We start from the raw sequence: 22,309 nt of genomic DNA, 5'->3' as shown, positions 1-22,309 counted from the left end.
TCAAGTTCAAACTTGAAAGCAAAAGCCGTAGGGTGGAAAAGGATCTCTGGCATGAAGGGCCATGGTATGCCCCAGGGCCATTTCATGTAACGGCTCTTAAATTTGATTTAATTAAAGAGATGCTCCAGGACGTGATCCTATGTCTGTACCCGGTGGTCCCTACGAAAGTCAATCCTTTAATTTCATCACCCGTCACGCTCGCCGTCTCGCTGACCAGCTTGGGTTGACCTGGCGACGGCTGCAGGTTGCGACAACCTGGGGGACCCAGATCCTGCTCTATCCGGTCTATCTGTTGTTTCAAACTGGACGCTTGATCGGTAAACAACTGCAGCAGGAGTGGCGGCGACCCTGGCCCCAACTGAACAGGGGCTACGATCGCTCCCAGGCTCTGCCCCCAACAGATCAGGCGATTCAGACGGTGCTGCAGGGACTGCCTGGGCTTTTGGCGGAGACGGCTGCTGAGCCAGCTTTCGAGCCACAGACCTTTTTTCCGCCCTGTCGGGGTTTACCGCGACTAGCTTCTCCTGCTGGCAGGGAACCAGCCATGGCTGGTCCAGCAATGCTGGTTCGATCGCCAGCAGGACAACCGGTGCTCCAGTCCCTACAGCCTGGAGCCGTTACCATGACACCCGATGGGCATTTATCAGGGACTGTTCTGGCAGACTGGGTTCAGGGGTCAGCCATAATTCAGGGGGTGGCTTCCCTGGTTGCGACTCGTGGCCTGGTTCTGGTGGCAGAGCGCAATCAGATTCTGGATATTCTCACACCTCTGCAACAGCATCGGTTGTACCAGCGCATCATCTCCTCTGTGGCCAACTATTGCTACCAGCTCCGATCGCATCATCTGTCTCTGCAACCGTTCAGTCTCTACCTGCCGTTACCCCCGCAACGCTCCCATCTCCTCTTGCCGGTGCGGTTGTTTCGTCATCTGATGGGTTGGGTGCAGCGGGGCCAGGTGGCCTCTTGGGTGAATCTCTTCCAGGAATCTACCCTGTCCTTCCGATCGGACCCTCCGGGGGCTCCCGGCATTTTTAAGGCGCAACTGTCTGCTCATCCTGTCCGCCAGTTTTTGAAACTACTGGGAGAGGGGCAGGTCGTCCCTCCGATACACCCATTGCCCCAGAATCGCCTGCTGAGCTGGAAGGCTTTTGAATCCAGTTCGACCAGTGCTCTGGCTCGACGCTCTCCTTCTACCCTGGGGGCTGACCATAAGGCAGAGAGGGGTTTGGGCGAGAATTTTCCGGCAACTTCCGATTCTCCCCGTTCCTGGCTGACCTGGAATGATTTGTTTGGCCATCCCCTGGACAAACTGGCCTATGGCAGCCGACGAGAGGATTGGCCAGAGGCTCCTGCCAGAGGGGGAGCCCTGGCCTGGGTTGAGCCTGCGCTGCCGATCGCAGTCATGGCCGCAACCCCCATGGAACGGCTTGGGACCGAGGCACAACCTGCTGCGGTGGCGGTTCTGCCTCGACCGTCGGTGGCCTCGATCGCTGTCAGCCTTGAAACTGCTGGGCTTGAGGCCAGCGCTTCTGCACCAACCCCCCATCTGGCCTCTTCCGAAGCAGTGCAGGCGGATATAACGCAGACCTGGATTGAGATTGAAGCTGAAGCCATGGGATATGTGAAGCATCCTCTGGAACTGCTGATTGGTTGGCTGGATCAGGCGTTCCTGCTGCTGGAAACCCTGGTCGCTGCTGTGATCAAGCTTCTGGCCCAGTTTCTGGCCCGATTGAAACGCTACATCACCAAAATTGACAACTAAAGGAACGTCAGTTGTAGTTTTGCGTCTGAATTGACATAACATTCCGATACAATCAAAGTTGCTGATCTTTACAGGTTGATGGGTATGGAGACTCTTAAAATCGCTGTTTACCTTGTGATTGCTTTTTTTGTCACTCTCTTTGTGTTTGGATTTCTGTCAAACGATCCGGCTCGCAACCCCAAGCGACGGGATTTAGAATAATCAACGGTTAATGAATGGTGATCAAGCCATCTTGTAAATGCTTTGAGCTGCCGTACATACAGTGAGACAGATCGTTTATGGGATGGCTTTCCAAAATTTTGCAGGCATACAAATTCCGATATGTCTTACTTTGTATGTGCATGCGTTCAGGTTGTCTGTCTGGAACGATTGACTGACTTATGCCCTATCCAGTGCTACCACCTGAACAGCCGCCTCTAATCCAGTCCATTCCTGCTGAGTCTGCTGCTCAGCCAGAAGCAGTAGACAGTGCCGTTCCTAGTAAGCAGTCGGACTCTGTTCCTGGAGTTGCTCATGCAAGATTGTTGGCCCGTCCCACTTCACCGCAATCATTCCCCCCGGAAGGATCTCGTAACCGATCCACAGCAGCGCAATTGGGCCAGCCCGTCTCCATCAGCCTGACAGGGGTGGCTGAACGTCAGGTTGTCGAGGTGCCTGCTCTGACCCCCATGCCCTCGTCGAATGGACCAGGATTTTATGGTCTGGTCCAGCGGGTGCGTCCGGCCACCAAAGCAACCCAGAGAACTGAGTCGAGGATGGCTGGCCTCAAAGAACTGATGCCGATTTCTGTGGCTCAAAATCCTGCCGGGCAGGTATTTACGGCCCCCGGTTCTGCCAGTGAACAGGCTGTCCCGCTGCAGGTGTTGGGCTCGATCGAATTGAATGCGGATCGTCAGACTTTTGACAATGAAAAGCAGATTTTTACGGCGGAAGGTCGTGTTGCCATGCGGTTTCGCGGAGCCCTGCTGAAAGCCGATCGCCTGCAGGTCAATCTGGTGAATCGATTGGCCATTGCCGAGGGGAATGTGTCCCTGACTCGGGGCGAGCAGGTGTTACAGGGTGACCGCTTCGAATACAACTTTGTCCAGGGAACGGGCACGATTCTGCGGGCTCGGGGTGAGGTGTACACGAAAACGGCAGACAGTGACCTGGCAGCGGCTCCACCTGGTGGATTGTCCCGACCGCTGGGCGATCGGATTACGGCCAGCCAACCCCCTCAGCGGGTTACGAACCCTGGGGGCTTTACGGGCACGATTGGCGTAGGCCGGGATGCTCCCCCGACCCAATTGCAGGGAGATATCCGGCGGGTTCGTTATGAAGCGGATCGGATCAATTTCACCCCAACAGGATGGGTGGCTGAGAATGTGCGTTTGACTAATGACCCCTTCTCTCCCCCAGAACTGGAAGTGCGGGCCGATCGAGCGGAATATACCCAAACCTCTCCGGAAGAAGGTGTGATTGAGACCACATCGCCTCGGGTGGTCTTTGATCAGGGATTTTCAATTCCGTTACTCCAGTCGAGAGCGGTGATTGGTGGCCGCAGGCGGGAGTCGGGCCTGTTCCAGATCGGTTACGATTCGACCGATCGGGGGGGTGTGTTTATCGAGCAAACTTTTGAGCCCTTCAATAGCGATAACCTGAGACTCAGCATCACTCCTCAGATCCTGGTGGAACGGATGGTGAGTGGTGGTAACATCACGAGTCCTAATTCCTACGGTGTTCGCGGGGAGCTAACCTACATTCTGGGTTCCCAAACGGCTCTGATTGGAACGGCGAATCTGGCCAGCTTGGACCTGACTCAGCTTGAGACTAAATTGCGGGCCAGCGTGCGGTTGCGGCAACTGGTGGGAACCCATAGCCTGGCTTTAGAGTATAGCTATCGAGATCGTCTGTTCAATGGGTCTTTGGGGTTTCAGGAGGTCCAGAGTAGTCTGGGTGCTGTGATTACCTCGCCCGTCTATGAATTGGGGCAGAGTGGCGTCTACATTAACTATCAGGCTGGTGCTCAATACATCAATGCGGATACCGATCGGGCGAATCTGTTGCCCCCCAACCCTCCCAATCAACGGGTTTATCTGGGGCGGTTTCAGGGTGGGGTTGACCTGATTAAAGGATTTTACCTCTGGCAGGGTGAGTCTTTACCGGCAACTCCGGAGGAAGGTCTGAAATATTCACCGATCCCGTTGGTTCCCTATCTTCAGTTGGTCACTGGTGTCAGGGGTGTGGTGAGCGGTTACACCAGTGGAGATAGTCAGCAAACCCTGACTGGGACGGTCACCTTGCTCGGACAATTTGGCACATTCTCCCGCCCCTATTTGGATTACACGGCTTTCAATATTGGCTATTCCCAGACTGCGATCGCAGGACTCTCCCCGTTTCTATTCGATCGGGCTGTGGATACCAGGGTATTAACTGGGGGCATTGTCCAGCAAGTTTATGGTCCTGTGCGGATTGGGATCCAGACGGCCATCAATTTGGATACGGGCAAGGAAATCAGTACAGACTACATTCTGGAATATAGTCGCCGCACCTATGGGGTTACTTTACGGTATAACCCAGTTCTCCAGTTGGGTGCGCTGGGGTTGCGCATCAGCGACTTTAACTGGACGGGGGGAACCGAGAATTTTGCCGGTTCAGGAGTGCGATTCGTAGAGAATGGCGTCCTGCAGGGACGATGATAAGCTAGTGTTACAGGCCCTAAGTTTTATGGCTGGGGATTTGGGGATGTTACCCCAAAAAGTAGGGGCAATCTCTCCTGCACAACCAAAACTGTGGTGGCCTGACGAGTACGTATCGCTCTAAGGTGGGGGAGATGACGGAACTACTCAAGAGCTCTCTGAGGGATAGCACAACTGATTTGCTGACCCATTATGGCTTTGACTTGAACGGCTATACGGCCACCCAGCTCATCTCCCAGTGGACTAATCTTTATCAATCTCACTGGATTCGGCAGGCTGTGATTGAAGCCCTGTATCAGGGTCGATATAAAGCGATCTCGGTCGAACAGATTTTAGCGACTTGGTGGCGGCGCGGTCAGCCCATTTGCCATTTTTCCCGTGAGTTTGAGCGGATTATTTGCAGTACTTCTTCTCAGGTTGACTGGGGGAAAGGAGAACAGGACGTTAACGGGGGATTGCCGCCAGAGCAAGCAGGGGATGCCCCAGGGATGGAGACTTGTGCTGAAGAGGCTTCAATTGATGGGATGGACGCAAAGACCGAACCGGAGATGCAGCCTTTGCCTGACTCCCAGATGCAGAACATGCCAGAAGGCCATCCTGAGCAGAGAATTCATTTACCCGATTGGGGGACCTCTCTGGCCCAGAGAAACCAGGAGCAGTCTCAGAGCGAATCTCTCAACCTGAATGCGCTGCAGTCAGAGGAGCAACAACCGTTGGAGACTCGAAAACCACCCATCCACCAGTTTATTCCTCTGACTGAAACCTCTGAGTTTTACAGCAAGCTCAGAGCAGTTGCTCAAACTGTGAGGGCTGGAGAAGAGTAAACCCTATTGACTCACCTGTGCTCGGGTTGCGGCTGCCTGTCCTGTAGGTTGACCTCCCAGACGAATTTCAGAACAAAAAGAGGTCGAACTAAAACTGCCCTGCCACTTCATCGTGCTGTGTCGGAGACGGACATTGGGATTGGCAAACCAGAGGCGTTCTTCGACATACAGAGTATCATTCTGGGCAATCAAGATCAGGTCGTCGGAGTTGCCCATCATGTAGCAACCGATGCTCGGTGTCTTCTCGCTCTGAGCCTGACTCCGTAGCAATGTCCCCTGGTTCGATCGCTCAGCATCTTCGATCGGCACCAGCAGGGTAGACCCAGATGCCTGCGCCTGGTTCATCTGGCCGTTCCAGGTAAACCGGACACCACAGAGGGATTGTTGCGGATCAATCTGATGGATCTGGCAGAGCTGAACCACTGCCGGATCGGTTTTTTCCAGCAGTTCAATCTGAATTTCTGATTGGCCTTTAATGTCTGATTGTTGGCCAGCCTGCTCTGTTGAGAGGTGATGGTTGGTCCGGATAGAAGCCCATTTCCCGGCACTCTGCTGGAAAAATTCCACGATATCCATAGATTAAAATGCCTGCGTCACCGTAATAATTGCACTTTTACAAGTCTATAGCGATCGCTAGCATTGGTGATCAACCGTCCCAGGTGGCGATGGGTTTTAAGGGCGGTGGAATCTCTCCTTGCTGCAGTGGAAACTCCAGCAGGGTCTCGCGCAATCCCAGATAGCCTGACTCGGCAAAGGACAGGAGCATTCTCCCCAAGGCAGGCCAAACCTCAGCTTCAAACTCCCAATCCCGATCGCGATCGGCACGACCGGCGATCGATTTCAAGGCCCAGAAATAGCTGTTCCGGACCATAGAACCCTGCTTTTTATAGGTGGGAACATCCTCACGGTGCAGGAAAATAATGTCGTCCCTGATGCTTGCTCTCATTGGTTTGCAAGATTAATAGTCATGGTACTAATGTACCAAAAATCTCAAGGTAACGCGAAATTTTTATGGAATTCGATCGCTGACCTCGCCCTGCATTGGTATCGTAAGGGCAGAGCTTGTCGATTCTTGTCCATGTCTGATCCCACCATGACCTCTTACGGAGCCTGGAAATCCCCCATCACCGCTGACTTGATTGTCCAGGGCACGATTAGCCTGGGTCAGGTGGCCCTGGATGGAGCAGATCTTTACTGGTTGGAGGGGCGTCCGCTGGAGGGCGGGCGTAACGTGCTGGTGCGACGGACCCGTGAGGGAAAAACCCTGGAGATCACCCCAGCTCCCTTCAATGTCCGATCGCGGGTCCATGAAATGGGTGGTACATCCTATCTGGTTCACCAGGGCCGCATTTACTTCTCCAACTTCGCCGATCAGCGGCTCTACACCCAGACATTGACCACCGATCCGGTTCCTTTGACCTTGCCTGCTGCCCTACGATATGCGGATGCCATTCTGGATGGGCCACGTCAGCGGCTGATTTGCGTTCTGGAAGATCATACGATCGCCGATCGGGAACCTGTCAATACCCTGGCTGCTGTTCCTCTGGAAGGAACCGAGGTTGCGCCGACGATTCTGGTGGCGGGCAATGACTTCTATGCTTCTCCCCGCCTCAGCCCAGACGGATCACAACTGGCCTGGTTAACCTGGAACCACCCGAATATGCCCTGGGATGGGACAGAACTGTGGCTGGGGGAGGTGACAGCAGCGGGAAGAGTGGTCAATCCAGAGCGGATTGCCGGTGGGAAAAAGGAGTCTATCTTCCAGCCCCAGTGGTCTCCAGATGGCCGACTGTATTTTGTCTCCGATCGCTCTGGCTGGTACAATCTCTACCGCTGGCAGGCGGGCCAGGTAGAGGCACTTCTGCCCATGGCAGCGGAATTTGGGGAGCCTCAGTGGTTTTTGGGTCAGTCTACCTATGGCTTTGCTTCCCCCACCCGGATCATCTGCACCTACAGTCAATGGGGGACTCAGCATCTGGCCAGTCTGGATCTGACAACGGGGACCCTGGAGCCGATCGCAACCCCAGATACTGCGATCGGGGGCCTGCAGGTAACACCTACCCACGCTATCTTTCTGGGCGGTTCCCCGACAGAGTTTTCGGCGATTGTCCGGCTGGATCTGGCTACGGGGCAGCGGGAATTGCTGCGCTGCTCCAGTGATCTGGTGCTCGATCCGGCCTATCTCTCCGTACCCCAGGCGATCGAATTCCCGACGGACAATGGCCTGACGGCCCATGGCTTTTATTATCCACCCCAAAATCGGGACTATCTTGCCCCTGCTACAGAACGCCCCCCCCTGCTGGTGAAAAGCCATGGGGGACCGACTGCGGCTACCTCTACCCTGCTTAACTTGAGAATTCAGTACTGGACAAGTCGCGGTTTTGCCGTCCTGGATGTGAACTATGGAGGCAGTACTGGCTATGGGCGGGCTTACCGGGAACGGCTCAAGGGTCAGTGGGGCCTTGTGGATGTGAATGACTGTGTGAACGGAGCACTATATCTGGTGGCTCAGGGTAAGGCAGATGGCGATCGTCTGGTGATTGCGGGGGGCAGTGCCGGAGGCTATACGACCCTCTGTGCCCTCACCTTTCGGGAGGTGTTCAAGGCTGGGGCTAGCTATTTTGGCATCAGCGATCTGGAGGCCCTGGCCAGGGATACCCACAAGTTCGAGTCGCGCTATCTGGATAGTCTGATTGGACCCTATCCAGAGCGGCTGGACTTGTATCAGGCTCGATCGCCGATTCACTTTGCGGAAAAATTATCCTGCCCGATCATTTTCTTCCAGGGGCTGGAGGATAAGATTGTACCTCCCAATCAGGCAGAGGAAATGGTGGAGGTGCTGAAACAGAAAGGGCTACCGGTGGCCTATGTGGCCTATGAAGGGGAGCAACATGGGTTTCGTAAAGCCGAGAACATCAAACGAACTCTGGATGGGGAATTCTATTTCTATGGGCGAGTGTTTGGCTTTGACCCGGCTGATCCGATCGACCCTGTAGAGATCTGGAACCTGACAGGAGCATGACCATGAATTCCGATCCCAATCTTGAAACCGTAACGTCCTACGAAGAACTGACCAACCCCTGTCTCTACCCCTGGGATCGAGGACCGGCTGTGGCGGAACTGCAGGAACTGCTGACAGCCCATGGTTTTCGTCTGGTGGTGGATGGTTGTTTTGGGAGCAAGACCGAAGCGGCGGTGAAATCGTTTCAGGATCAGCATGGTTTGAGGATGGATGGTGTGGTGGGTGCCACAACCTGGACGTTGTTAAAGCAAACGGTGGTGGTGGGTTCCCGCAAGCTGCAACGGGGCCATACAGGAGCAGATGTGCGGGAGCTGCAGGGACTGTTGCAAATTTACGGGTTGACAGTGCCGCGCAGCGGGGTGTTCAATCGCCAGACTGAGGAAGCGGTCCATGCCTTTCAAGAGCGACAAAAGTTAAAGGCCGATGGCATTGTGGATTCCATCACCTGGACGACCCTGCGTCAGGGTCAGCCCCTGCCCCAACAACCGAAGCAATCGGGCTGGTTCATCAACAATCGGCGCTGGTGGTAAGGATCACGAATTAAATAAGATGAACAAATGGGGTGCAGGGGCAACGCCCCTGCACCCCACTTTATTTAGTTTTCGATCCTAAGTAGTCCTTTTAACACCTACAAATTTTCGGACTACAAAGAACCCGTCATTGACCTGCTGCAAAGAGTCTGCACGGTCAATGTCATTTACACCATCAGGTTTTTACAAAAAATTTAGCTAGTTGCACCATCACCGATTTAGAAAAACTATTTTGCGTGCTTAACGGGTTATTTGATCTGGCAACTGAAGATTTAAAGGTTGAAACCACACCCTGATCCAGGCACTTGAATAATTAGGTCTACCTACTTAACCCACCTATAACCGCGAAGAATCGCTGGAATTTGAAGTGGCTTCGAAGGAATGCCCTTACAGGCTGGGTCGCTTGTAAAAAGGCCGTTTCACCACAGTTGCTGGGTAATGCTTGCCCCGGATCTCTACCTGGAGCTGTTTTCCGACCTGGGCGTACTCTGTCGGCACATAGGCCATGGCGATCGGGTACCCTAAGCTCAACGACAGGGTGCCGCTGGTGACGATGCCGATCGGCTCTCCACCTTCCGATAGCACCGGGTAATTATGACGGGCAATATTCCGGCCCGCCATTTGCAGACAGACCAGACGGCGCTGCATACCCTGCTGCTTCTGCCGTTCCAGAGCCGATCGACCCGTGAAATCTCCCTTGTCGGCCAGATGCACGACCCAACCCAACCCGGCTTCCAGGGGGGTGGTGGTTTCGTCAATATCCTGACCATAGAGGGCCATGGCTGCTTCCAGCCGTAGGGTATCCCTGGCCCCCAGGCCGCAGGGGGTGACCCCAGCCGCCAGGAGCGATCGCCACAGGGCTTTTCCCGCCTCTGGTTCTAGCATCACCTCGAAGCCATCCTCGCCGGTATAGCCAGTGCGGGCCAGGAAAGCAGGCTGGCCTGCCACAGCGGCTTCCAGGTGGCCGAAGGCTTTCACTCCAGACAGGTCAGCATCGACCAGGGATTGCAGGAGAGTGACGGCCTCAGGTCCCTGGACGGCCAGCAGGGCCTGGGTTTTAGACAGGTCTTCAAACTTGACCCTTTGGGGATCCAGGTGGGGCAAGATCCAGACCTTATCCCGCACCCGGGTAGCGGCGTTGACGATCATCACCCCCCGATCGACGCCGGTGTCGCTGGTGCCCTGATAGTACACAATCAGGTCATCCAGAATGCCCCCCTGGGAGTTGAGGAGCACCGTATACTGGGCCTCTCCTGGTTGCAGACGACTCAGATCGGAAGGAAAGAGGGCCTGAAGTTGGGCGATCGCCCCCTCTCCCTGGAAGCGAAACTTCCCCATGTGGGAGATGTCGAACATCCCAGCCTGTTGCCGGACGGCCTGGTGTTCCTGGGAAATGCCAGCAAACTGCACGGGCATTTCCCAGCCAGAAAAGGCTGTCATGCGGGCCTGTTGTTCCAGACACAGCTCATACAGGGGCGTGCGGGAGAGGGGCGGTTTACGGGCTTCGGTCTTTGGGTTCGCCACAGGAGGTCCATCCTTAATCATGCAGACTTTTTGCAGTTTACTCGATCCATAATTGAGTGAATCCCTCTCCCTACGAGTGACGACTGGTTTGAAGAATCTTGGGCGTTGCTGAATAGAAGGATGATTTTCGTGCTTGAGCCTTATGCAGCCCTCACCCTAGCCCTCTCCCAAAGGAGAGGGAACAAGAGTTTTAGCTCCCTTCTCCTGCGGGAGAAGGGTTGGGGATGAGGGTAATTCATATTTGCATTCAGCAAAGCCGAATCTTGAACCATACAACCAGCTTTTGCTAGCGTTTCCGCCCCGACCGATTACGTCAGAGGCAGAGCTGGCTGCTACACAGGTTGTCATTGACCAGTTGATCGATAAAGGTGCGCTCACGCCGGATGAGCAGGACTATCTGAATGTTCTAGGAACGCTGGTCTATGAGTATGAAGCGCAGCATGTTTCTGTTCCGGATATCTCTGGTGTTGAACTGCTGAAAGTGCTTCTGGTGGAGCGTGGTTTGCGCCAGAAAGATCTGGTACCGAAGCTAAAGTAGCGCTTTCAAAGAACCAAGACCTCTGGCTGGCTCGTTAGTTGAACTCAAAGAATTAATTCTGTGTAATTAAATACAAAATTAGATTTTTTGATGCATTAGTGCAGCAGGAGAAAAATCCTGGGTACTCTAGAGGAGTAGTCTGCCAACGGGGATTCCTATGGATGCAGCTCAGGACATCTTCCATACCAATTATCTCTATAAGAAGCTTGCCTATACCCGATGGCACCGACAACAGAGCGAGCAATATATTCTGCGATCGCAACTCGGGTTTCCGATCGAGGTGGCCCCATCCCGTCCCAGGGTCTGCGTCGGCTGCGAACATTACCACGGGGTTTCCTATGGCTACAGTCGAGCCAGGCGATCGCTGCTGGTCTGTGGGTTTCATCCCACGGGTTGGACGCTCGATGAGATCTGCCCTGATTGGCAGGAGATGCCTACTCGTTGACTGCGGCAGGTAAGGGATCTGCTTCGGTGGGTCGATGCTCTGGCGTTTTTGCCGGTTCCTGGTAGGTGGCCAGGTCGAACCAGAAAGTGGTGCCGATGCCCACTTCACTCACTAGTTGCACCTTGCTGTTGTGCCGCTCAATGATGTTGCGGACGATGGATAGCCCCAGGCCCGTGCCTTCCAGGGTATGAACCCGATTTTCCACCCGGAAGAAGCGATCGAAGATGGCTTCCTGGTCTTCCATATCGATCCCAATCCCCGTATCCGAGACTTCCACCCGCACAAATTTGGTGGGGCTCATGGTGGCCTTGTCGGCTGCCGGGTTGAACAACCCATGCACGGGATGATCCCTGTCTTCTAGCGGATACACCCGGATCACGACCTGCCCGCCCGGTTGGGTGAATTTGAGTGAATTCCCCACCAGGTTGGTAAAGACTTGCAGCAGCAAATCGTAATTGCCAATCACAGAGGGCAGGGTTGGCACAATCTCATATCGGAGTTCAATGCCCTTATCTTTAGCCGTCAGTTGATAGGTGCGCAGGGTCTGTTCTACCGGAGAGACGATATCGACCGGTTCCAGGTGGTAGACCTTGCAGGATTCCAGACGGGACAGATCCAGAACATCATTCACCAGCCGAGTCAGCCGATCGGTCTCATGGTTGGCCGTCTCCAGAAACTCCCGCCGCTCTTCCTGGCTGAGTTCCTCCCCATACTCATGCAGGGTTTCAATGAAGGACTTGATATTAAACAGGGGCGTTCGCAGTTCATGGGAGACATTGCTGATGAACTGGCTCTTGGCGTCGTTCAGCTCCACCTCACGGGTGATGTCCTGCACAGTCATGGCCACCCCTTTGAGGCTATCGCGATACTGATCCAGCACAGTGGTCAGCAGGATGCGAACCGTGCGGTTGGTAGGTTCGGGCAGGCTGATGCGATACTCAGAGGCTTCCCGCAGAGAGACGGTGGCAGGCAGGCCGGTTTTTGGAGTCTGGCTGCCGGTGAGCTGGTAGAGGGGACGGGTGAGCTCTACCCGCACCGCCGAGGGCAGATGGTGCAGAATGTTTTCCCCGACTAGCGATCGACCTTCCCAGCCAAACAAGCGGCGGGCAGTGGGGTTGACTAGGACAATGTGCATGTCTGTATCCAGCAGCACTGCCCCATCCGCGATCGTCGTCACCAGGGTTTCCAGCTTGGCTTTTTCCGCTGTCAACTCTTCGATATTTTGTTCTTCATAACGCTCCAGTCGTTCCGCCATATCGTTAAAGCTGAGAATCAGTTCTCCCAGTTCCCCACCAAAGGGCAGATCAATGCGCTGCTGGAAATTCCCTGCCGCAATATTTTTGACCCCGACCAGGAGTTCTTTAATTGGCTTCGTGATCTGGAGGGCGTTGAAGACGGCTCCCAGAATTACCATGACCCAGATGGAGACAAAAACCGCAATCGTCACATCTCGGGTCAGACTGGAGGAGGTCACAACCGTGGGATTGGGATTGGTCCCGATCGCCAGCACGCCCAGATACTTGCCATTGTGCAGCAGGGGAATGAATACGTCAGTGACTTCCCCATCCGGCGTAATGTGCTGGCGGACCATCGGCAGTTCTGACCGATCGGCAAAGTTTTCTGGGAGCTGGATGCGACGACGGATTGTGAGGGAATTTTGGACTTCCGAATCGGAGAACGGAATCCCGAAGAAAATCTCTCCGTCCGCATCAGCGTAGAGCATGTAGCGAATGCTGGAGGTACTGCTGTAGAACTGATGGGAAAAACGAGCCAGTTCCGTTCGATTGTGATCTGCCACCATGGGGGCAACATTCGCTGCCAGTAGCAGACCCAGATCTCGCCCAAATCGAGTGTCATTTAAATGGGCGTCTTGCTGAATCGTGTTCACGGCCCAAAAAGTCAGCCCACTCATGATCAGAGAGACAACCAGGGTTGCTCCCGCCATCAGCTTGGTCTGCAGTGTGAATTCTGACCACCAGCGGACAAGAATTTCCCGAATCGTTCTGAGTAAAGTGAGCAAGACGACTCCAGAACCCTTCTGCTACATATTATTAACTATTCGCCGGTTTGACGCGGTATCCAATATCGCGACGATAGTACATCTCCTCAAAATAAATACAGCGAACCGCATTGTAAGCTTTATCCAGTGCCTGTTCAAAGGTATCCCCAATGGCCGTTACATTCAAAACTCGACCCCCATCAGTGAGCAGTTCCTGATTTTTCAGATAGGTTCCGGCATGGAAAACGATCGCCCCCATCACCTCTGCCTCGCTCAGTCCAGAGATAGGATGGCCCTTCTGGAAGGCGTGGGGATATCCCCCAGAAGCCAAAACCACACAAGCCGAGACGCCCTCTTTCCAGACAATGGGCGGCTGGTCAGCCAGACGCTGGTTGCTGCAGGCTAATAACAGGTCAATCAGTGGGGTTTCCAGCAAGGGCAGGATGGCCTGGGTTTCTGGATCTCCAAAGCGACAGTTGAATTCAATGACTTTGGGATCGCCCTCTGGGGTGATCATAAGACCGGCATAAAGAATCCCCCGATAGTCGATCCCCTCTTGTTTCAGGGTCGCGATCGTGGGCTCCAAAATTTCGGTTTGAATCCGTTGCATCAGGGCCGGAGTGACCAGGGGTGCAGGTGCATAAGCCCCCATGCCCCCAGTGTTGGCTCCCGTATCCCCTTCCCCAATTCGCTTGTGGTCCTGGGCGGGCAACAAGGGGCGTATGGTTTTGCCATCAGTGAGGGCCAGCACTGACACTTCCTGACCCTCCAGATAATCCTCAATCACCAACCGGTTTCCTGCTACCCCAAATTGCCCTTTAAACGCGGCATCCACAGCCCCATGGGCCTCAGCAACTGTCATGGCAACGGTGACGCCCTTGCCAGCAGCCAAGCCATCGGCCTTGACGACGATCGGGGCTCCCCGATGGTTAATGTATTGTTTTGCCGCTTCCGCTTCCGTGAATACCTCTGACGCAGCCGTGGGAATGCCTGCTTGCTGCATTAAAGCTTTGGCCCAGGCTTTACTGGCTTCTATCTGAGCCCCTGCCTGGGTGGGGCCAAATACGGTTAACCCCTGACGTTGCAAATAGTCTGTAATGCCATGGGCCAGGGGAGCCTCTGGCCCGATCACGATCAGAGCAAAATTTTGCACCAGGGCAAAGCGGCCAATGCCTTCAAAGTCCTCAGCCGTCATGGGCATGTTCCGACAATGCTCTAGCTTTGCAGTGCCGCCATTTCCGGGGATACAGGTAACTTGCTGAACTTTGTCTGACTGCAGCAGTTTCCATGCCAGAGCATGTTCTCGCCCGCCATTACCGACAACTAAAACCTTCACAGCGTACTCTTTTTAACCAAATGTATTTCATTATCCCATGACAAAGGAATGCTAGCGCATGTAAAACATTCGTTCTAATTAATCGGCTTCTCCGATCAGGGTAAAGGCGGCCCAATCTTTTGGATCGGGATATTGCTTCAACGTCGCCAGCATAGCCTGCCGTAGGGATTGGGCTTTGTCAGAGTTCCTGCTCAGGTTCTGGTAAAAATGGGTCATCAGGAATCCGGTCTGGATATCTGGAACTTGCCAGAGGGAGACAATCACACTCGGGGTGCCTGCGACTATTAGCGATCGGGACAACCCAATCACCCCATCCCCTGTGATCCGGCCTCGGCCTGTGTCACAGGCACTCAGAACAACCAGATTAGCCTGCAGTTTCAGGTTGAGGATCTCGCCGGTGGTCAGCAACCCGTCATCCTGGCCAGAGGGAGCCAGGGCGATCGCCCCTGGGACGCCGACCCGTTTAAAGTCATCCAGCAATCCATGGGTGGCCAGATGAATGATCCGGGCTGTGACCATGCGGGTCAGCACTGTGGTCTTGCTTCCCTGATTTCCCGTCAGGGCCTCCGTTTTTAAAAGGGTAGCAATGTCCCTGGCCTCTTTTTCTGCCCCCGGTAACGCTGGTAATTGTTGGGCGGGTGCAGTTGGATTAAACCGAATGGTGGGCATGGTGGGGTTGCCGACAATCAGCACCTCTTCAGGTTGGATAGCCGCAGCCTGGGCTCCAGTTAGCTGTTCTCGCTGCTGGCGCGTCAGTTGCAGAATTTGAATGGAAGGGGTGATTAAGGGGGTATGGGTTTCGACCAAGTATTTCCCGCTTCCGTCTAGTAAAGCCGGGAACGGTACCAGAAAAAGGGACTTCTGGGGGACGAAGACAACTCTGGCATTGGGGTCGGGGGGGAGCAGGTCTGCGATCGGCTGGATCAGGAGGTCATACAGTTGTTTCAACCGCTGTTTGTTAGATCCAGCTGTGGTCGGCGTGGGAAAATTTTTCGTTTCCTCTAGATTTTCATTGAAGGTGAATCCCCGACCCGTGGCTCCTACGGAGACCCGGCTGAGTTTGACCAGATCTTCCAGGAAGGCTCCATTTTTCCCCTGGGCCTGTTTCCATGCCTGCAGGTCTACCTCGCGGAAGGCGATCTTGCCAGTGGGCTGTACTACCCAGATCAAGAGCCTGACTGCATGGGGCTCCGGTATGCCCTGGACCGGCACATCCTCCTCGATCAGGGCATACTCCACCAGGGTGGCCTGATGACTTTGGGCAATATTCTGGATTTGCTCTGAGGATAGGGCTGGGATGGTGGGAGAGGTCTTAGTCTCTACCAGGCGTTGGGCCAGCAACTCCGCGAAGGCCCTGGCCCGACTCCGTTCCGAAATTTCCAGGGCGGCTGCAATTTTATTCTGGGCCAACAGCACCTGTTGCAAATAGCTGTAGGTGCGGGATTGGGTCTCAAAAATAGATACCTTATTGGCATCACTCAGCCCCGGGCGCAAAGACTCCACCACTGTTACAGCCTGAAGCAGAGTCTGACTCGCCTCGGCATAGCGACCGTTCTGAAGCAATAGTTGGCCTAGGTTCCGCAGCGTGGTGCCCTCATTGCTTCGATCGCCCACCTCCCGATGGCGCACTAGCGCCTTCTGATAGAAGGACTGGGCCTGATCCGGGCGCTTCAGATTGCTGTAGCTTTTGCCGATATTGCTGAGGGCTACCCCCTCCCCGGCGCGATCGCCCAGCTTGCGATAGATCTCCAGGGCCTGCTGATACTGTTTCAGAGCCTGCTCATGCTTGGCTTCAATCTCGTAAACGTAACCGATATTGCTGAGGGCGATCGCCTGCCCGGACAGATTAGCAGCTTCCTGATAAACCGCGAATGCCTGCTGGTGGGCCTGTAGTGCTTGATCTGGTTGATTTGCATTCAGCAGAATCTGGCCAATATTGGTCAGGGTAGCACCCTGACTTCTACTGACTGGATCATCCTTGCCAAAGGCATCGCCCACGTTCTGGCGACTTGCCTGTTCCTGAAAGCGAAAAGTCACGGGCTGGGAGAATTGCCCCAGGTTGTCATATAGCAAGGTGACATTACCAAAGGTAGCTTTAGGGGCAACGACCCCTAGGCGCTTGAGAATTTTCATGGCCTCTCGGGACAGTTGCAATGCCTTCTGATACTGTCCCAGACTGAAGTAAACCCCCGCCATGTTATTCAGAACCGTTGCTTTCGCCCCCTGGTAAGCCGTCAGACGGGTTACGTACAGATCCAGAGCCTTCTGGTAGGCATCCAGGGCCTGGGCATATTCTCCCTGGTTGGTGTAAATCACCCCCATATTGCTGAGGGCAGCCGCCTCACCGGCTACATCATTGCTGGCCTGATAGATCTTTTGGGCTTCCTGGTAAGCCCGTAGGGACTGGGCATACTGGCCGAGCCGAAAGTAAGAACGGGCGAGGGTATCGAGCAGGAAAGGTTCACTGTTCTGATCTTTCAGTTCCCGCACGATCGCCAGGGCCTGCAGGTTGACCTGAATCGCCTCCTCATAGCGGCTCATCTCCATATACAGGTCTATGGTGTCAGACAGAACCTGCCATTCCCCTGATCGCCCGTCCGGTCCTCCAATCTCTCGCCAGATCTTGAGGGAGTTCTGGTAATACTGGGCAGCCTGCTCAAACTGTCGGGTGTAATAGTAGACCTTGCCAATCCGATTCAAGGAAATGGCCTCACCGCCCCGAGCTCCCGTCTTCCGAAAGATGGCCAGGGCTTTCTCAAAGGTAGCTAGGGCCGCTTTCGTGTCGGCTCGCATCAACTCATCCCAGCCCTGCTGGTTCAGATAGACCCCCTCCGTGATCTGGTCTTCCAGAGAGGGAGTGGGGGGCTGAGCTTGCACCAGGGACAGCCATCCCAGTTCGGTCAGGGGAGGAATAGCAGGGGATGCAAGCATCAACAGGGTGATCGCCGCAATACCGATTGATCTGGACAGCATGGCTATACTCCTGGGGCAGTTTTTATACGGACTTGTACCATACCCTGTACGGCTCCTGATCTTTATTCCGCCTGTCCGATTAGGGTAAAGGCGGCCCAGTCTTGAGGGGAGGGATATTGCTTCAACGTTGCTAGCATAGCCTGCCGTAGGGACTGGGCTTTATCAGACCCCTGGTTCAGGTTCCGATAAAATTCCGTCATCAAAAAAGCGGTGGGCGTGTCCGGCACTTTCCAGAGGGAGACGATCACGGTGGCTGCCCCAGCGGAGAGGAGCGATCGGGACAGGCCCACCACCCCATCGCCACTGATCCGGCCCCGGCCTGTATCGCAGGCACTGAGAACGACCAGATCAGCCGTCAGCTTCAGGTTGAGTAACTCCCGTGCGGTGAGTAAGCCATCCTCCTGACCGGAGGGCGCAAAGGCCAGGGCACTCTGGAAGCCAATGAACCGATCCAGCAGGCCATGGGTAGCGAGATGGATAATACGGGCCTGGGGCATCCTGGTTGTCACGGTGGTTTCCGTGGCCTGTTTTCCCAGGAGGGGTTGGGTGTTGAATAGGGCACCGATCGCTTGGGCTTCCCGTTCAGCACCGGGAAGGCTGGCCAGTTGCTGGGGTGGTGTGCCGATCTGGAACCGGACGGTGGGCATGGTGGGATTGCCCACAACCAGGACGTTCCCAGAGCTGGAAGGCTTGCGGGTCGCCTGCAGCACCTGGATCGCTGGTGCTGTTAGAATCGTATGTTTTTCGATCAGATAGCGGCCAGAAGCATCCTGCAGGGCTGGGAAGGGCACCAGGAAGAGGGAGTCCTGGGGAATGAAGATAACCCGAGCCTTGGGGTCCTGGGGGAGCTGATCGGCGACCGGCTGGATCAGCAGCTCATACAACTGGCGCAATCCTGCATTGGGGGTTGTGTTGCCCGTGCTGGCGATCGCATCCCGCACCAGGTTCGGATCTTCATTGAAGCTGAAACCCCGGTTTCCCGCACCAATGCTGCCTCTGGTGCTGATGATCTGATCGGCCAGGGTCGGAACTTTCGCCCCCCTTTTCAGATTAACCTGCCGGAAGGTAACGGTGCCGTCGGGTCGCACGACCCAGATCAGCAGCCCGGTTTCCTGGGGTTGTTGGTTTCCCGATCGAAATTGAGCAAAGGGACTGCTGTCATAGAGAACCGTGTATTCCACCAGAGTTGCTTGCTGGGCTTTGGCGACCTGTTGGATGGTAGCAAGTTTGATCGCCTCAGGGGAGCTTTTACCACCTGCTAGGAGTTCGATAAAAGCTCTCGCCCTTCCCTCTTCTGCCGCTTCCAGAGCCGTATCACTCCGATTTTGGGCCAGATAAATCTGCTGTAAGGTGCGGTAGATATCGCTGAGTTGTTCCCGCAGGGAGAGATTCAAATCATCCCGGCTGATGGCAAACAGATTGGCATTGCCCAGAACCTGGGCCAGAAACGCCTGGTATTCCCGGAGGGATGCCTGCAGGGTGGTCTCGGCCTCTGGGAATTGCCTGGCCCGAAATTGCAAGAGCCCTAATCGGCCCAGGGCTGTGGCTGCCGAAGGGTTGGTCTCTTTGCTGTCCTGCTTGAAGCTGCGATAGGCTGCGATCGCCTGTTGCTGTAGATCGATCGCAGCCTCCAGATTGCCCCCCAGTGCCCGAACCTGGCTCAGCCCTTCCAGCACCAATCCCTGGGTGAACAGGTCATTTCCCTGGCGGACGATCGCCAGCTCTTGTTCCAGTGCCGTCTGAGCCTGGGGCAGGTTGTTCAAACTGGTATAGAGCAGGGCTAGTTGATACAGGATATTGGACTCCTGGGTCCTATTCCCTGACTGCCGGGCCGTTTGCAACATCTGTTGATAGAGGGCTAGGGCTTTCTGGCTCTGGTTGCTGTACTGGTAAATCACCGCCAGTTCACTCAGGATCTGGAATTCGGTCTGACTGTTTTTCGTCTGGCGGGCCAGGGCCAACCGCTGTTCCAGGATGGCTGCTGCCTTCCCCTTTTCCCCCAGGGTGCGGTAGGCTGCGCCCAGGATGCTGAGGGCAATCTCTTCCTCCAGGGGGTTCTGACCCTGCCGGACGATCGGCACATACTGTTCGTATACCTCGATGACCTTGAGAAAGTTGCCGCTCTGCAAATAGGCCAGCCCCAGGTTCCGCAAAATAGCTCCCCGGCTGGCAGAATTCCCACTCGACTTGAGGGATTGCAGTTGCTGCTCATAGAATTTGATGCCCAGGTAATCCCCCAGTTTGCTGTAGGTGGCGGCCAGTTCCCGTAGGATCAGATCTTCTCGACCTGCGTCTTTAATCTCACGGGCGATCGTCAGGCCCTGTTGCAGCACCTCAACCGACTTCTGGTAGTTGCCGAAATAGCGGTAAGCGATTCCGGCCCCATTCAGCACATCCACTTCCTGCCAGCGTTGCTTGCTCTGGCGGGCTGCGGTTAGATTTTTGTCAAAAGTATCGATCGTCTGCTGGTAAAAAGTCTTTAGGGTATCGGGGGACTGGGCCTGCAGGGGGACCAGGCTGGAGAGGCCGATCGTCACGGTCACCAGCCCTGCCACGAAACCATGTCTGCTCAACCGATGGAAGTTCATTCTTCTGGCTCCCCTGTGCTGATAGCGGTTCAATTCTGGAAAAGGCATAATATCTCTGGACTGGGTATTTTGCCCCCAGCAAGAGACTTGTCCTCACCCTATCTAAAAGTTAATTACACCTCCTTTCTGATCATTCTGGAAGAAATGAATTGACTCAGATTACGAATATTTGGAAAGTGCTAAGAGTTGGTATGAAATGGTGTGCATCTCTTATCGGATGCTAATGTCGGTTATTTTTCCTACTTGAGGATGTTACCAATGATAGTATTTATTATTCCCTTGAAAGGGAAGAAAATGTCTAAAGACTGGGAGGCAACGAGCAGGTTGTTGGATAGAACAATGCGCTCAGTTTGTAGGCAAACCTCTGAACAGTTTCGTGCTATTGTCATTCATCGAGAAAAACCAGAAACTGATTTTTTCCATCCTAATCTCCATTATTTAGAAGTGGATTTTGAGCCAGATGTATCATCATCAATGACTGCAAAGGAAATTCGGCAGCAGAAACGAGTAGACAAGGGTAAAAAAATACTTTCAGGTTTACATCACATTCATAATTTGGGGATTGACGCATCCCACGCTATGGTTGTTGATTCTGATGACTTGATCTCTTGTAGAATTGCAGCTTTTGTGAATCAGCATCAGGATGCAGCAGGCTGGTTTATTAAAACAGGGTTTAAGTATCTCGAAACTGCCGCTCAAGCCTATTGGAAGCGGGAGTTCTATAAAGCCTGTGGGACCTGTAATATTCTCAATCTTCAGGTGATTGATGTGCCTGCACTTGAGCTGAATCGGGGTTATGGATATTATAAATTTCTGATCGATCATGGCCAAGTAAAAGATAAGTTAAAACAGCGCGGGGTGATTCTGAAACCCCTGCCATTTCCCGGTGCAATTTATGTGATAGGAACGGGAGAAAATATGGCGTCCAATGAAAATAACTTGAGATTTTCATGGTGGATGAGGAAGTCAGTAGAGCCCCTCAGAGAAGAGTTTGGTATTTGAAAAATGATGATAGATTACGGATTTTCTGAGCCGGAAGCGACCAATTTTATCTGAGTGCTAAAATTTTGAATTGGGCAACTATTATGGGAGTGACATTGGGTACATGTCACCTTTGCCCTCACCCTAAATCCCTCTCCCAATTTGGGAGAGGGACTTTGAAATGATTCGGCTCCCCTTCGCCCTTTTTGGGAGAAGGGGCTGGGGGATGAGGGCTAGAAAGCATCACTGCAAAAGTGACATGCTCCCGTGACATTCCCATCTCTTTGCCTCTTTCCTATTAGTTGGGCTGACGAATTAGCTCTGGAAATCTGGCTAATTCTAAAGTTAAGAGGCTAAGTAAATAGTGCTTTGTATTCATAGAATTTGTCCCAAGAAAGCAGATGAGTGAACAACTCTCCCCTAATTCAAAACCCAGGTTTCAGTGGATTGATCAGGCTAAAGGAATTGCTATCCTGACAATATTGGTTTTTCACTTTTTTCAAAACTATCCTGATGCTACTCCGCTGATTAAAACTCTTACAGACAAAATTGCAGCAAAATTAGGATTTGCTGCAGTAGATATTTTTTTTATTATTGCTGGTTTCAATATTGGTTATTCCCTGCTAAAACCTGCTGCAGTTTCCCTGTCTCACCTTGACTGGCTTAGCTGGCTTAAAAAAAGATTAATCAGATTGTATCCGGGCTATTTTCTGGCGATATTCTTTACCTTGGTACTCTCCTTTTTGGGAGGCCAATTTAAGATCAAGTCAGGATTCAATTTCATTTTGAGTCTGCTCGGCATTGCTGGATATCAATTTCAGGCAATCAACCCAGGGTTCTGGTTCTTTACGGTGATCTTAGAGAGTGCATCCCAGTTTTGTAAGACTCATTTTGAGAATTGACCATTCAGGTAAGCACAGCGCTGCTTGAGTACCTGTGGTACGTTGTCCTTTTCCCACTGTGCTCCCGATATCTTGATGCGCTGCCCGATTTGTTTGACCGTCGATTCAATCGCACCAGAACCAATGGAGATGCCTTCGGCTTGATAATAGCCGTAGTTGACAATCCGCTGTCGATGCTTACTGAGGTAGCCAATGAAAGTCGAAACC

17 protein-coding genes and 1 pseudogene are annotated in these 22,309 nt (G+C 53.8%); 10 read left to right on the top strand and 8 right to left on the bottom strand.

Annotated features, from left to right (window positions below; all coding sequences use genetic code 11):
• The first annotated feature begins 139 nt into the window (after nt 1-139).
• The 4 genes from BST81_RS25570 to BST81_RS25555 all read left to right on the top strand — a co-directional run bounded on the left by BST81_RS25570 (nt 140) and on the right by BST81_RS25555 (nt 5,264).
• Entirely contained in the window at nt 140-1,762 is a 1,623-nt protein-coding gene (locus BST81_RS25570; protein ID WP_075601340.1) for a hypothetical protein, read from the top strand.
• 84 nt (nt 1,763-1,846) lie between these two features.
• Nucleotides 1,847-1,963, top strand: a complete 117-nt coding sequence (locus tag BST81_RS25565) for a photosystem II reaction center protein I (RefSeq protein WP_075601339.1) — start codon at nt 1,847-1,849, stop codon at nt 1,961-1,963.
• A 179-nt stretch (nt 1,964-2,142) separates the two neighbouring features.
• Nucleotides 2,143-4,440, top strand: a complete 2,298-nt coding sequence (locus tag BST81_RS25560; RefSeq protein ID WP_075601338.1) for a DUF3769 domain-containing protein — start codon at nt 2,143-2,145, stop codon at nt 4,438-4,440.
• Nucleotides 4,441-4,574: 134 nt separating this feature from the next.
• The gene (locus tag BST81_RS25555; RefSeq protein WP_075601337.1) at nt 4,575-5,264 is read left to right on the top strand and encodes a hypothetical protein; all 690 of its coding nucleotides are present in this window, start codon (nt 4,575-4,577) and stop codon (nt 5,262-5,264) included.
• A 3-nt stretch (nt 5,265-5,267) separates the two neighbouring features.
• Here BST81_RS25555 and BST81_RS25550 read toward each other — a convergent pair whose 3' ends face one another.
• Complete coding sequence (locus BST81_RS25550) at nt 5,268-5,840, bottom strand: phycobiliprotein lyase (protein ID WP_075601336.1); 573 nt, start codon at nt 5,838-5,840, stop codon at nt 5,268-5,270.
• Nucleotides 5,841-5,910: 70 nt separating this feature from the next.
• Nucleotides 5,911-6,210 (bottom strand): hypothetical protein, encoded by a 300-nt coding sequence (locus BST81_RS25545; protein ID WP_075601335.1) that lies wholly within the window; start codon nt 6,208-6,210, stop codon nt 5,911-5,913.
• Nucleotides 6,211-6,342: 132 nt separating this feature from the next.
• Here BST81_RS25545 and BST81_RS25540 point away from each other — a divergent pair, with 132 nt between their 5' ends.
• Together BST81_RS25540 and BST81_RS25535 are read left to right on the top strand one after the other, a co-directional pair.
• A complete protein-coding gene (locus tag BST81_RS25540) occupies nt 6,343-8,286 on the top strand; it encodes a S9 family peptidase (protein ID WP_075601334.1) in 1,944 nt (647 codons plus the stop codon).
• 2 nt (nt 8,287-8,288) lie between these two features.
• On the top strand, nt 8,289-8,816 hold the full coding sequence (locus BST81_RS25535; RefSeq protein ID WP_075601333.1) for a peptidoglycan-binding protein: 528 nt from the start codon (nt 8,289-8,291) through the stop codon (nt 8,814-8,816).
• A gap of 387 nt (nt 8,817-9,203) precedes the next feature.
• Here BST81_RS25535 and gcvT read toward each other — a convergent pair whose 3' ends face one another.
• Complete coding sequence (gene gcvT / locus BST81_RS25530) at nt 9,204-10,340, bottom strand: glycine cleavage system aminomethyltransferase GcvT (protein ID WP_075601351.1); 1,137 nt, start codon at nt 10,338-10,340, stop codon at nt 9,204-9,206.
• A 283-nt stretch (nt 10,341-10,623) separates the two neighbouring features.
• Between gcvT and BST81_RS25525 the strand changes: the two genes are divergently transcribed.
• On the top strand, nt 10,624-10,878 hold the full coding sequence (locus BST81_RS25525) for a hypothetical protein (protein WP_253188492.1): 255 nt from the start codon (nt 10,624-10,626) through the stop codon (nt 10,876-10,878).
• 157 nt (nt 10,879-11,035) lie between these two features.
• Nucleotides 11,036-11,323, top strand: coding sequence for a hypothetical protein (locus tag BST81_RS25520; RefSeq protein WP_075601332.1), 288 nt, complete (start codon nt 11,036-11,038; stop codon nt 11,321-11,323).
• On the opposite strand, the gene nblS is transcribed toward BST81_RS25520, so the two are convergent.
• The 4 genes from nblS to BST81_RS25500 all read right to left on the bottom strand — a co-directional run bounded on the left by nblS (nt 11,313) and on the right by BST81_RS25500 (nt 20,267).
• Nucleotides 11,313-13,343: a two-component system sensor histidine kinase NblS gene (nblS, locus tag BST81_RS25515; RefSeq protein ID WP_075601331.1), complete on the bottom strand. Its 2,031-nt coding sequence runs from the start codon at nt 13,341-13,343 to the stop codon at nt 11,313-11,315. The two genes, BST81_RS25520 and nblS, sit on opposite strands and share 11 nt — an antisense overlap.
• Before the next feature lie 31 nt (nt 13,344-13,374).
• The gene (gene purD / locus BST81_RS25510) at nt 13,375-14,658 is read right to left on the bottom strand and encodes a phosphoribosylamine--glycine ligase (RefSeq protein ID WP_075601330.1); all 1,284 of its coding nucleotides are present in this window, start codon (nt 14,656-14,658) and stop codon (nt 13,375-13,377) included.
• Between the two features lie 78 nt (nt 14,659-14,736).
• A complete protein-coding gene (locus BST81_RS25505; RefSeq protein ID WP_075601329.1) occupies nt 14,737-17,631 on the bottom strand; it encodes a CHAT domain-containing tetratricopeptide repeat protein in 2,895 nt (964 codons plus the stop codon).
• Nucleotides 17,632-17,693: 62 nt separating this feature from the next.
• Nucleotides 17,694-20,267 (bottom strand): CHAT domain-containing tetratricopeptide repeat protein, encoded by a 2,574-nt coding sequence (locus tag BST81_RS25500; RefSeq protein WP_143780501.1) that lies wholly within the window; start codon nt 20,265-20,267, stop codon nt 17,694-17,696.
• Between the two features lie 210 nt (nt 20,268-20,477).
• Between BST81_RS25500 and BST81_RS25495 the strand changes: the two genes are divergently transcribed.
• Together BST81_RS25495 and BST81_RS25490 are read left to right on the top strand one after the other, a co-directional pair.
• On the top strand, nt 20,478-21,221 hold the full coding sequence (locus BST81_RS25495; protein ID WP_075601328.1) for a hypothetical protein: 744 nt from the start codon (nt 20,478-20,480) through the stop codon (nt 21,219-21,221).
• A gap of 380 nt (nt 21,222-21,601) precedes the next feature.
• On the top strand, nt 21,602-22,102 hold the full coding sequence (locus tag BST81_RS25490; RefSeq protein ID WP_075601327.1) for an acyltransferase family protein: 501 nt from the start codon (nt 21,602-21,604) through the stop codon (nt 22,100-22,102).
• Here the strand turns inward: BST81_RS25490 and BST81_RS25485 are convergent.
• A pseudogene (locus BST81_RS25485) lies at nt 22,087-22,309 on the bottom strand (ISKra4 family transposase); the annotation flags it as partial. The gene BST81_RS25490 and the pseudogene BST81_RS25485 overlap by 16 nt on opposite strands.

Source organism: Leptolyngbya sp. 'hensonii' (assembly GCF_001939115.1).
Taxonomy (GTDB): Bacteria; Cyanobacteriota; Cyanobacteriia.
Note: the sequence above shows the minus strand (reverse complement) of the source record. Positions and strands in the feature narration are given on the sequence as shown.